At 60.7% G+C, this 11,302-nt stretch carries 11 protein-coding genes and 1 pseudogene; 10 read left to right on the top strand and 2 right to left on the bottom strand.

Translation table 11 applies throughout. The features are described 5' to 3' along the window. The first annotated feature begins 66 nt into the window (after positions 1-66). From macA to PMI25_RS04170, 4 genes and pseudogenes are all read left to right on the top strand, one after another. Positions 67-1,215 carry a macrolide transporter subunit MacA gene (gene macA / locus PMI25_RS04180; RefSeq protein WP_007969710.1) on the top strand — a complete coding sequence of 383 codons (1,149 nt, stop codon included), beginning with the start codon at positions 67-69 and terminating at the stop codon, positions 1,213-1,215. Between the two features lie 2 nt (positions 1,216-1,217). Then, a complete protein-coding gene (locus PMI25_RS04175; RefSeq protein ID WP_007969709.1) occupies positions 1,218-3,176 on the top strand; it encodes a MacB family efflux pump subunit in 1,959 nt (652 codons plus the stop codon). A gap of 655 nt (positions 3,177-3,831) precedes the next feature. Then, positions 3,832-3,969 (top strand): annotated as a pseudogene (locus PMI25_RS29825) (DUF6124 family protein); the annotation flags it as partial. 145 nt (positions 3,970-4,114) lie between these two features. After that, entirely contained in the window at positions 4,115-4,474 is a 360-nt protein-coding gene (locus PMI25_RS04170; RefSeq protein ID WP_007966403.1) for a DUF6124 family protein, read from the top strand. Between the two features lie 60 nt (positions 4,475-4,534). On the opposite strand, the gene PMI25_RS04165 is transcribed toward PMI25_RS04170, so the two are convergent. Continuing rightward, positions 4,535-5,293: a helix-turn-helix transcriptional regulator gene (locus PMI25_RS04165; protein WP_007966401.1), complete on the bottom strand. Its 759-nt coding sequence runs from the start codon at positions 5,291-5,293 to the stop codon at positions 4,535-4,537. Positions 5,294-5,609: 316 nt separating this feature from the next. On the opposite strand from PMI25_RS04165, the gene ycaC reads away from it, so the two are divergent. Continuing rightward, positions 5,610-6,242 carry an isochorismate family cysteine hydrolase YcaC gene (ycaC, locus tag PMI25_RS04160; protein WP_007966399.1) on the top strand — a complete coding sequence of 211 codons (633 nt, stop codon included), beginning with the start codon at positions 5,610-5,612 and terminating at the stop codon, positions 6,240-6,242. A 166-nt stretch (positions 6,243-6,408) separates the two neighbouring features. Here the strand turns inward: ycaC and PMI25_RS04155 are convergent, their stop codons facing one another. Beyond that, the gene (locus PMI25_RS04155; RefSeq protein ID WP_052026364.1) at positions 6,409-6,666 is read right to left on the bottom strand and encodes a hypothetical protein; all 258 of its coding nucleotides are present in this window, start codon (positions 6,664-6,666) and stop codon (positions 6,409-6,411) included. A 129-nt stretch (positions 6,667-6,795) separates the two neighbouring features. On the opposite strand from PMI25_RS04155, the gene PMI25_RS04150 reads away from it, so the two are divergent. From PMI25_RS04150 to PMI25_RS28565, 5 genes are all read left to right on the top strand, one after another. Further along, positions 6,796-7,731, top strand: coding sequence for a Gfo/Idh/MocA family protein (locus PMI25_RS04150; protein ID WP_007966396.1), 936 nt, complete (start codon positions 6,796-6,798; stop codon positions 7,729-7,731). A 215-nt stretch (positions 7,732-7,946) separates the two neighbouring features. After that, positions 7,947-8,999 carry an isopenicillin N synthase family dioxygenase gene (locus PMI25_RS04145; protein ID WP_007966393.1) on the top strand — a complete coding sequence of 351 codons (1,053 nt, stop codon included), beginning with the start codon at positions 7,947-7,949 and terminating at the stop codon, positions 8,997-8,999. Between the two features lie 27 nt (positions 9,000-9,026). Continuing rightward, positions 9,027-9,836 carry a MetQ/NlpA family ABC transporter substrate-binding protein gene (locus PMI25_RS04140; protein WP_007966391.1) on the top strand — a complete coding sequence of 270 codons (810 nt, stop codon included), beginning with the start codon at positions 9,027-9,029 and terminating at the stop codon, positions 9,834-9,836. Then, on the top strand, positions 9,833-10,633 hold the full coding sequence (locus PMI25_RS04135) for a methionine ABC transporter ATP-binding protein (protein ID WP_007966389.1): 801 nt from the start codon (positions 9,833-9,835) through the stop codon (positions 10,631-10,633). Before PMI25_RS04140 ends, PMI25_RS04135 begins: the two co-directional genes overlap by 4 nt. Continuing rightward, on the top strand, positions 10,630-11,301 hold the full coding sequence (locus tag PMI25_RS28565; RefSeq protein WP_007966387.1) for a methionine ABC transporter permease: 672 nt from the start codon (positions 10,630-10,632) through the stop codon (positions 11,299-11,301). The genes PMI25_RS04135 and PMI25_RS28565 overlap by 4 nt, the downstream gene beginning before the upstream one ends. Position 11,302: the final 1 nt, after the last annotated feature.

Below are 11,302 nucleotides of genomic sequence, written 5' to 3'. Positions count from 1 at the left end.
GTGTGGTTGTTCTATCAAGACCCGGCCGCTGGCCGGGTTCATCCCTGAACGGACTTGTGGTTATTTATGGAAAAGTCGAAGTTGCGCAAAGTCGGTATGGGGTTGGCGTTGGCGGTGGTGGCCGGGTTGGTGCTGTACACGGTGCAGGCACCGGCCGAAGCACCGAAATACCAGACCGCCCCGGTCGAACGCTCGGATATCGAAAACACTGTGCTCGCCACCGGTTTGCTGGAAGGCGTCAAACAGGTGGACGTCGGCGCTCAGGTGTCGGGGCAGTTGAAGTCGCTCAAGGTCAAGGTTGGCGACAAGGTGAAGAAGGGCCAGTGGCTGGCCGAGATCGATCCGCTGGTGCTGCAGAACACCCTGCGTCAGGCGCAGGTCGATGAGGAAAACCTGCAGGCGCAGAAGCGCGCCACGCAGGCCCAGCTCAAACAGACCAAAGCGATCTACGAGCGCTATCAGAACCTGCAGGAAGATGCGTCGATCTCGCGTCAGGACTTCGAAACCGCGCAATCGGACTACGAGGTGCAGCAGGCCAATCTGCTGTCGCTGGACGCGCAGATCAAGAGCGCGCACATCCAGATCGACACCGCCAAGGTCAACCTCGCGTACACGCGAATCGTCGCGCCGATCGATGGCGACGTGGTCGGCATCGTCACCCAGGAAGGCCAGACCGTGATCGCCAACCAGTTGGCGCCGATCCTGCTGAAACTGGCGGATCTGGACACCATGACCATCAAGGCCCAGGTGTCGGAGGCCGACGTGATTCATATCGCGCCGGGGCAGCAGGTGTACTTCACCATTCTCGGCGAGGACAAACGCTATTACGGCAAGCTGCGTGGCACGGAGCCTGCGCCGCAAAACTTCCTCGAAACGCCGCCGGCCGGCACCCCCAAACAAAACACCGCGGTGTTCTACAACGCGCTGTTCGAAGTGCCCAATCCCGACCATCGCTTGCGCATCTCGATGACCGCGCAAGTGCGCATCGTCCTCGATACCGCGCAATCGGTGCTGACCGTGCCGGTGGCCGCGCTTGGGCCGCGCAACGCCGATGGCAGTTTTCCGGTGCGAGTGCTGGACGCCAAGGGCCAGGCGCAGTCGCGCAACGTGCAGACCGGGATCAACAACAACGTCAAAGTGCAGATCAATCAGGGCCTCAGCGAAGGCGAGCGGGTGGTGATCGGTGATCCGTTGCCCGCCGTGGCGGGGGCTTGAGCATGACGCAAGCATTGCTGCAACTGACCGGCATCACCCGCAGTTTCACCGCTGGCGACCGCGAGTTTCTCGCGCTGAAGGATATCAACCTGACGATCAATGCCGGAGAAATGGTGGCGATCATCGGCGCCTCGGGTTCCGGCAAATCAACCCTGATGAACATCCTCGGCTGCCTCGACTATGCGACCGCCGGCAGTTACAAGATCAACGGCCAGGAGACGCGCGACCTCGACGACCAGGCGCTGGCCGAGCTGCGCCGTGATTACTTCGGTTTCATCTTCCAGCGCTATCACTTGCTGCCGCACCTGAGTGCGATGCACAACGTCGAGATGCCGGCAATTTACGCTGGCATCCCGGCGCCACAACGCCATGCCCGCGCCCGTGAGCTGCTGGCGCGACTGGGCCTTGATGGACACCTGACCCACCGGCCGAGTCAGCTCTCCGGTGGTCAGCAACAACGGGTGAGTATCGCCCGGGCCTTGATGAATGGCGGTGAAGTGATACTCGCCGACGAACCCACCGGCGCCCTCGACACCGCCAGCGGTAAAGAGGTGATGCGCATCCTGCTGGAGCTGCACGCGGCCGGGCACACGGTGATTCTGGTGACCCACGACCCGAAAGTCGCGGCCAACGCCGAGCGCATCATCGAAGTCAGCGACGGTGAAATCCTCAGCGACCGCCGCAATCAGCGCGACACCGGGCAACTGCCGGGCGAAGAGGAGGTGCCGCCTAAACCACCGGCGACACGCCGTCTGGTGGCCAGCCTCGGGCTGTTCAAGGAAGCCTTCAACATGGCCTGGGTGGCGCTGATTTCGCACCGCATGCGCACCTTGCTGACCATGCTCGGCATCGTCATCGGTATCACCTCGGTGGTGTCGATTTCGGCGATTGGCGAGGGCGCGAAAAATTACGTGCTCAAGGACATTTCGGCGATCGGCAGCAACACCATCGACATCTATTCCGGCAGCAGTTTCGGTGACAAGCGCGCGGCCTCGATCGAGACGCTGGTACCGGCTGACGTCACCGCACTGAATCAACTGTATTACGTCGACAGCGCCACCCCGGTGGTCGGCCGCAGCATGCTCCTGCGTTACCGCAACATCGACCTCGACGCGCAGATCAACGGCGTCAGCGACCAGTACTTTCAGGTGCGCGGGATCAAACTGGAGGCGGGCATCACCTTCAGCGAAAGCGATGCGCGGCGCCAGGCGCAGGTGGTGGTAATCGACTACAACACCCGGCATCGGCTGTTCGGCGAGGGTGTTGATCCGCTGGGCCAGGTGATCCTGATCGGCAACCTGCCGTGCACGGTGATCGGCGTGGCGGCCGAGAACAAGAACCTGTTTGCCTCCGGCAAGACCCTCAACGTCTGGGTGCCCTACGAAACCGCCGCCGGGCGTATTCTGGGCCAACGCTTTCTCGACAGCATCAGCGTACGGATCAAGGACGGCCAGTCGAGCAAAGTCGTGGAAAATCACGTCACCCAATTGATGCTGCAACGCCACGGCATCAAGGACTTCTACACCAACAACCTCGACAGCGTGATGCAGACCGTGCAGAAAACCAGTCGCTCGCTGGCCTTGCTGCTGTCGCTGATCGCGGTGATTTCGCTGGTGGTCGGCGGCATCGGCGTGATGAACATCATGCTGGTGTCGGTGACCGAGCGCACGCGGGAGATCGGCATTCGCATGGCGGTCGGCGCGCGCCAGTCGGACATTCGTCAGCAGTTTCTGGTGGAAGCGGTGATGGTCTGCCTGCTCGGCGGGGCGATCGGCATCTCGTTGTCGTATGCCATCGGTCACCTGTTTTCGCTGTTCATCAAGGAATGGGAAATGGTGTTCTCCATGGCCTCGGTGGTGACGGCAGTGATCTGCTCGACGCTGATCGGCATCGTCTTCGGCTTCGTCCCCGCGCGTAATGCTTCACGCCTGGACCCGATCGAGGCGTTGGCGCGGGACTGATTGCCGGAGCTGATTGGCCGGGCTAGTGCCTGAAGTGCACAAATCAAAAGGGACGGGTCATGAACCCGTCCCTGTTTTTCGCCCAGCCCTGCTGGCAATGGCGGCCTACGAGCCGACCAATCCCTGACTGAATGCTCTCGGTCAAATTGTGGGAGCTGGCTTGCCAGCGATGACGGCCTACCAGCCGACCAACCTCCCACCTGAATGCACGCAATCCAACTGTGGGAGCGAGCTTGCTCGCGAAAGCGGCCTGCCAGACAACATCAAAACAACAGAGCAGACCCCGCACATAAACGCACCCCTGCAACCACGTTTAAAGTACACGAACCGTTACGCCATAACGGCTACAACGCCTTGCGCCGTTACCTACGCGTACGCCAGAATCCGCCGGCTTACACGGCTATGGGCCGGGCTATATCGTTTCCCTGTCACTGAAAATCAGTGATCGGGTTTGGTAGCCCGTTTCTAAGTGTGATGGCGACACCGTGTGCAGTCCTTTTTCAGGGACTCGATTTTATGGTGGCCATGCGTGGGGCTCCTTCGGGAGCGCCGGGTTTTCCTGCTTAGACCGGTCTACCAACCCGCGTATGGCCGCCACCCTCGTTTGGTAGCGAGAGTGATGGCTCCTTACTTTTGCCAAGCAGGAGCTTCATCCATGTTCAAAGCCACACCCAACCCCCCGGACACCTCGATCCCGTACGACCCGGCCCTCGACCCGCAGAAGATAAAAGCGGCAACCGACCGCGCCATCAACTTCTACCTCAACCCCGGCGCACTGAAGATCTCGATCCCGGTCCCCTGTAGGAGCTGCCGCAGGCTGCGATCTTTTGATTTTGTTTTTCAAGGTCAAGATCAAGATCAAGATCAAAAGATCGCAGCCTTCGGCAGCTCCTACAGGTCATCATTCGTTCAAAGTGCCTTGATCGGAGTTCCAGCTGATGCCCGAAACCCCACCCAATCCGCCGATCACAGACCCGTTATCACCCTACGAATCCCTCAACTCGAGAAAACTCCACGAAGCCGCCGAACGCGCCCTCGATCACTACCTCGCGCCCGCGCACATCATGGCGACGCCGTACACCCCCAGCAGCATGTTCCTGGTCAACCCGCAAACCGACACCGAATCCCTGCTGGCCAACGCCTGCGAATCCCTGGCCTCGGCCACGGTCATGCTCGGTGATTTCGCCGGCACGCTGGAGGGGCCGGGTCGCAATACCGCGCTGGGCATTGCGCAGGTAGTGATGCTGGGGGAGTTGGCGGTGAATCAAGCGCTGGATAGAGTCGTGCCGAAGGATTAGGCCTCCAATGTAAAAAAACCGCCGCCCGGGAGGGCGGCGGTTTTTTGTTCTGTTGTGGACTCAGGCTGCGCTGGTGGCGTGGCTGGTGTCCTCCGGCGAATACATCCAGCGCATCAACGAATGCCGGCCGCTGATCCCCAGTTTGATCGCCGCGCGCTTGAGGTAGCTTTCCACCGTGTTGACCTTCAGTTGCAACTGTTCGGCCAGCTCCGGCGCGGTACGCCCGGCGAGCAGGCCGATGCACACTTCGGTTTCGCGATTGGACAGGCTCAGGCCCAGTTGCTGTAAACGCTCGTTGAAACGCAGCCGCAGGTTTTCCAGGCCCTGTTGCGCGCCATCAGCGCCGGGCGACGGGTCTTCGGTGTTGGTCTGCTGGGGTTGCAGGGCGTGAATGTGTTTTTCCACCATCGGCAACAGCACCGGAGAAATGTCCTGCAACAAACTCTGCTCCTGAGCCGAGAATCGTTGCGAGTGGTCGTTGCGATACACCGAAATCACGTAGCGGTAGCCGTCCTTGCGCCGGGTCAGGTGTAGCTGCGAGGCGTCGGCGCTGGCCGCGTCTGGCGTGTCCATCGGCTCGCTCGAGCGTGCGGCAATCTGTTCGCAGAATACCGTTTCAGCCTGCTGGGCCGAGTCTTGGCCGGTTTCCGGCGGGTTGCGATGGACGGGGCGGCCCACCGGCTCGACGCGCATCTGGCGAATGTGTGTGGCGTCCACCGCCAGTTGTGTCTGGATCAGGTCATGCAGCATCCGCGGAAAGTGCCGGCTGCCGGTGCTCGCAATGACTTTACCGATGTGGGGAAACAGGTGTGAATTCATAAACATCATCCATGAGTTTCAGGTGAAACAGTCCCATTCCTGACCTGCGTCGAGCATGTTCCCTGGTCGGCGCAAATGTCAGGATGTGGATCCTATCCTAGTACAACGTTTGAAAGACGGTTTAATGAAGGCGTTATTAGCTCATAACCCGTCGCCATGAGTTTGCTTGCAGCCGAGCTTGCGCGTCGCTCGATTGTCCGCTTCAAGTTGACAGTGAAACCCTTTTCAACCGATTTATCGGTTCCGGTTGTGTCAGTAATCTGTGCCCATGTTCAACGCAACGCCCACTACCTCAACCAAGAAAAGGGATTCAACCATGAGCACTGCAACCTACAACCGCCTCAACAAAGACGACGCCGTAGTCCTGCTGGTCGACCACCAGACCGGTCTGATTTCTCTGGTTCAGGACTTCTCGCCGAACGAGTTCAAGAACAACGTCCTGGCCCTGGCCGACCTGGCGAAATTCTTCAACCTGCCGACCATTCTCACCACCAGTTTCGAACAAGGCCCCAACGGCCCGCTGGTTCCGGAACTGAAAGAAATGTTCCCCGATGCGCCGTACATCGCCCGCCCAGGTCAGATCAACGCGTGGGACAACGAAGACTTCGTCAAGGCGATCAAGGCCACCGGCCGCAAACAGATCATCATTGCCGGCGTGGTGACCGACGTCTGCGTCGCGTTCCCGACCCTGTCGGCACTGGCCGAAGGCTTCGATGTATTCGTCGTCACCGACGCCTCCGGCACCTTCAACACCACCGTCCAGCAAGCCGCGTGGAGCCGCATGACCCAGGCCGGCGCACAAATGATGAACTGGTTCTCGGTTGCCTGTGAGCTGCACCGCGACTGGCGCAACGACATCGAAGGGCTGGGCAATCTGCTGTCGCAGCGGATTCCGAACTACCGGAACCTGATGAACAGTTACTCGGCGCTGACCGCGCAGCAGAAATGATTGCAGCGTTGTGAACGTGAAAGCCTGCCCTGAAAAGCTAATGCTGTTCACTTAAGCCCGACACTGTGACTGTGGCGAGGGAGCTTGCTCCCGCTGGGTCGCGAAGCGGCCCCAAAAGAGGGACTGCTACGCAGCCCAGCGGGAGCAAGCTCCCTCGCCACGGGTTTCAATTGAACGCAAAATCTCTTAAGTGAGCAGCATCTTCCTGCAGGTAGCGGCCTTGCAGGGCCATGATTTCTGTCTTGCTCAGAACGCCTTTTCTTTTCAGGTTGACGAGCAGTTGCTCAACACCATCAAGTTCCACAACATCACCGGCCAGGCGCGTGATGGTCACCGCCATGCAACTGAGGTTGTCACGGTCGGCGGTAACCTTGTGGGCTTTGGCGAGCAGGCGAACTTCAGTCGCGCCGTTGCATTGACGCACGCTACCCGGCGCGATGAACCGAGCGCTGGCCTCTACGGTTTTTTGATCAGACTCAGTTGGGTATTCCCTGACGTTTGCGGCTAATCTGCGCATTCGCTGACGACAACAAGACAACAACAGGAGTCACTGATGCATCCGATCCGTCTCGGTCTGGTGGGCTACGGCAAGATTGCCCAGGATCAACATGTTCCGGCGATCAACGCCAATCCCGGATTTCGTCTGGTGGCGGTCGCCACGCAAGGTAAACCCTGTGCCGGGGTGGAGAACTTTCACTCGTTGAGCGAGTTGCTGGAACACGGCCCCGAGGTGGATGCGATTGCGTTTTGTACGCCGCCGCAAGGTCGATTCGCCCTGGTGCAGCAGGCGCTGGCCGCCGGCAAACATGTGTTGGTGGAAAAACCGCCGTGCGCCACGCTGGGCGAGGCGCAGGCCCTGGTCAGTCAGGCGCAGCAACAGGGTGTCAGTGCGTTGTTCGCCTGGCATTCGCGCTACGCCCCCGGTATCGAAGCCGCCTGCGACTGGCTCGCCGGCCGCACGCTGCACAGCGTGCAGATCGACTGGAAGGAAGACGTGCGCAAGTGGCATCCCGGTCAGACGTGGATCTGGCAACCCGGTGGTCTGGGCGTTTTCGATCCGGGCATCAATGCCTTGTCGATTGTCACCTATTTGCTGACGCAGCCACTGTTTGTGAAGTCCGCCGAACTGCGCGTACCGGACAACTGCCAGTCGCCGATTGCCGCGTCGATCAAGATGTCCGATGCGCACCGGCTCGACGTGCAGGCCGAGTTCGATTTCGACCACGGTCACGACGAACTCTGGAGCATCGAGATTCGCTGCGCCGAAGGGCTGCTGCGTCTGGACAACGGCGGAGCGCTGCTGAGCATCGACGGCGTGCGCCAGGCGGTATCGGAAGAGAGCGAGTACACGGCGGTGTATCGGCACTTTCAGCAACTAATTGGCGATCGGGCCAGCGACGTGGATCTGCAGCCACTGCGGCTGGTGGCTGACAGTTTCTTTGTCGGCAGCCGGGTGGCAGTCGAACCGTTTTATGACCCGGCACGTTGATCAGTGGAAGTGGGATAGCGGTTGCGTGATGACCGCGAACCTGAGCGTCAGGCCTAAGCTAATGCAAAAAGGGTATTTGTTCGTGGTTTTTAAGATCGTTTAGTTTTGTCTCACGACGAATCAAACGCATCAAACCGATAGACCCCCGATTGCCATGACGGCACACGCTGAATCGATCAAAGGCTCTTCAGGTTTGGTTCACACGGGAGTGAATCATGCCGCATACCCTCGATATCACCACGTTGCCGACGCTCGACCTTTCGTTGTTCGAAGGCACCGCGCAACAGCGTTATGAATTTCTTGAAAACCTGCGTCACGCCGCGCGTGACGTCGGCTTTTTCTATCTCACCGGCCACGGCATCGACAGCCACCTGCTCAAGCAAGTGCAGGATCACGCCCGGCAGTTCTTCGCCTTGTCCGAGCACGAAAAGACCGCTGTCGGCATGATCAATTCGCCGCACTTTCGCGGGTACAACCGTGCCGCTTCCGAGATCACCCGTGGTCAACCCGACTGGCGTGAGCAATTCGATCTCGGCGCCGAGCGCGAAGCGTTGCCGCTGGACGCGGACAGTCCATTGTTGGCTCGGTTGCAGGGGCCCAACCAATGGCCGGCGGCGCTGCCAGAACTGAAACCGCTGCTGCTCGAATGGCAACAGGCGATGACGCGTATGGCGTTGCGTCTGCTGCGTGCCTTTGCCCAGGCGCTGTCGCTGCGGGCGGACGCGTTCGATCAGCTGTACGGCGACAAGCCCAACGAACACATCAAGTTGATGCGCTACCCAGGCCAGGTCGCCAGCGCGAGCCAGCAAGGCGTCGGCGCGCACAAGGATTCCGGGTTCCTCAGCTTTCTGCTGCAAGACCAGCAGGCCGGGTTGCAAGTGGAGGTCGAGGAGGGGCGCTGGATCGATGCGCTGCCGCGTGAAAACACCTTGGTGGTGAACATTGGCGAGCTACTGGAGCTGGCTACCAACGGCTATCTGCGCGCCACGGTGCATCGGGTGGTGTCGCCGCCCGCCGGCAGCGAGCGCTTGTCCATCGCCTTCTTCCTCGGCGCGCAACTCGATGCCGTGGTGCCGCTGTATCCGTTGCCCACCGCGCTGCTGCGCGAAGCGCGTGGCCCGGCGAGTGATCCGCTCAATCCGTTGTTTCGCGATGTCGGCTGGAACTACCTCAAGGGCCGGTTGCGTTCGCACCCTGACGTCGCCCGGCGCTTCTATGCCGACGCGCTGATGCCCGCCGCACCGGCTCGTAAAACCGCCAACGCCTGATTCATCACTCGCTCAAGGACTCCGCACATGTTGAAAAAAGCAGGTTTGACCCTGGCCGTGCTCGGCGCGCTGGTGACTTCGTTCGGCGCGCAGGCACTGGAGCCGTTGCGCGTGGCCGCCGACCCGGTGCCCCACGCGCAGATTCTCGCGTACATCCAGACAATCGATCCGCAACTCAAGCTCAAGGTCATCGAGATTCCCAACGGCGTGAACTCCAACGAGCTGTTGGTGCACGGCGATGTCGATGCCAATTACTTCCAGCATCTGCCGTACCTGAAATCCCAGGAACAAGCGCTGGGGCAGAAACTCGCGGTGGCCGCCACGGTGCATATCGAGCCGTTGGGCATCTATTCGCGCCGGCACAAAAGCTTCGCCGACGTGCCGGAAAAAGGCACCGTGGCGGTGCCCAACAACGTCACCAACCTGAGCCGTGCGCTGTACCTGTTGCAGGACAACGGGTTGATCAAACTCAAGCCAGGCTTCAAGGATCCGGCGGCCGATCAGGCCACGCCCAAGGACATTGCCGAGAACCCGAAACAGCTGAAGATCCTCGAAATCGAATCGCCGCAAATTCCTCGGGCGCTGGACGACGTCGACCTTGCGGTGATCAACGGCAACTACGCGCTGGAAGCCGGACTGGTGCCGGCCCAGGATGCGCTGGGGCTGGAAAAGGCCGAGCACAATCCGTACGCCAACATTCTGGTGACCACGCCGACACTGCAAAACGATCCGCGCATCGCACAACTGGCCAAAGACCTGACCTCGTCGCAAGTGGCGAAATACATCACCGATAACTTCAAGGGCTCGGTGATTCCGGTGGAGGATGCCAAGCCATGATCGTCGTCGAGCAGTTGAGCAAGACTTACCCGGCGGCGCCGGCACCGGCACTGGATCAGGTGTCGCTGAGTATTCCCGACGGCGCGATCTACGGCATCCTCGGGCGCAGCGGCGCAGGCAAGTCGACCCTGTTGCGCTGTCTCAATCTGCTCGAACGCCCGGACAGCGGGCAAATTCTCATCGACGGCGTGGACCTGCTGACCTTGTCGCCCAGCGATCTGCGCCGCCAGCGGCAGCGCATCGGCATGATTTTCCAGGGCTTCAATCTGCTGCATTCGCGCACCGTGTTCGACAACATCGCCGTGCCGCTGGAAATCGCCAACGTCGGCAAACCGTGGCGACATGTGCGGGTGCGCGAACTGCTGGAACTGGTCGGCTTGACGGACAAGGCGCAAGCCTTTCCCTCACAGTTGTCCGGTGGGCAAAAACAGCGGGTCGGGATTGCCCGCGCCCTGGCCGCCGAGCCGGCGTATCTGCTGTCGGACGAAGCCACCAGCGCGCTCGATCCGGAAACCACCGCGTCGATTCTCGAGCTGCTGCGCGACATCAACCGGCAACTGGGTGTGACCATTGTGCTGATCACCCATGAGCTGGAGGTGGTCAAGTCGATCTGCGATCACGCGGCGTACATGGCGGACGGGCGCCTGGTCGAGTCCGGCCCGGTGCCGCGTTTGCTCGCCGATGCGCAATCGAGTCTCGGCACTTCGTTGCGTCCGACCTGCGGCCTGCCGCTGGGCCACGACATCCCCGGGCTCAGCTTCCTCAAGCAATACGGCGTGCGGGCGGCCCAGTCATGAACCGCACGATCAACTGGGATGAAATCCTGCAACTGCTGTTCAACGCCACCGGCGAAACCCTGTACATGGTCTTGCTCGCAGGGCTGTTCACATTGCTGATCGGTTTGCCGCTCGGGGTGTTGCTGTTCGTCAGTCGCGGTGACGGACTGTGGCCGCTGCCACGCCTCAATGCCGCGCTGGGTTCGCTGGTCAATCTGGGGCGTTCGCTGCCGTTTGTGGTGATGCTGATTGCGCTGATTCCGCTGACGCGTCTGTTGGTCGGTACGACTCTGGGCAGCACCGCTGCGGTGGTGCCGATCACCATTGGCGCGTTTCCGTTTTTCGCGCGGATCGTCGAGAACGCCCTGGATGAAGTCGACAAGGGCCGGATCGAAGCGATCCTCGCCATGGGCGGCGATATCCGCCATGTGATTTTCAAAGTGCTGCTGCCCGAAGCGCTGCCGGCATTGCTCGCGGGGATCACTCTGACGCTGGTGATGCTGATCGGTTTTTCTTCCATGGCCGGGGTGATTGGCGGTGGTGGCCTCGGTGATCTGGCGATCCGATATGGCTATCAGCGTTTCAACAATGAAGTGATGGTCGCCACCGTGGTGGTGCTGGTCATTCTGGTGCAGGGCGTGCAGAGCCTGGGCGACCGGCTGGTGCGTTCGCTGGCCCATCGACGTTAAG

The organism is Pseudomonas sp. GM30, assembly GCF_000282275.2.
Lineage (GTDB): Bacteria > Pseudomonadota > Gammaproteobacteria > Pseudomonadales > Pseudomonadaceae > Aquipseudomonas.
This window is presented reverse-complemented; position numbering and strand designations above follow the sequence as displayed.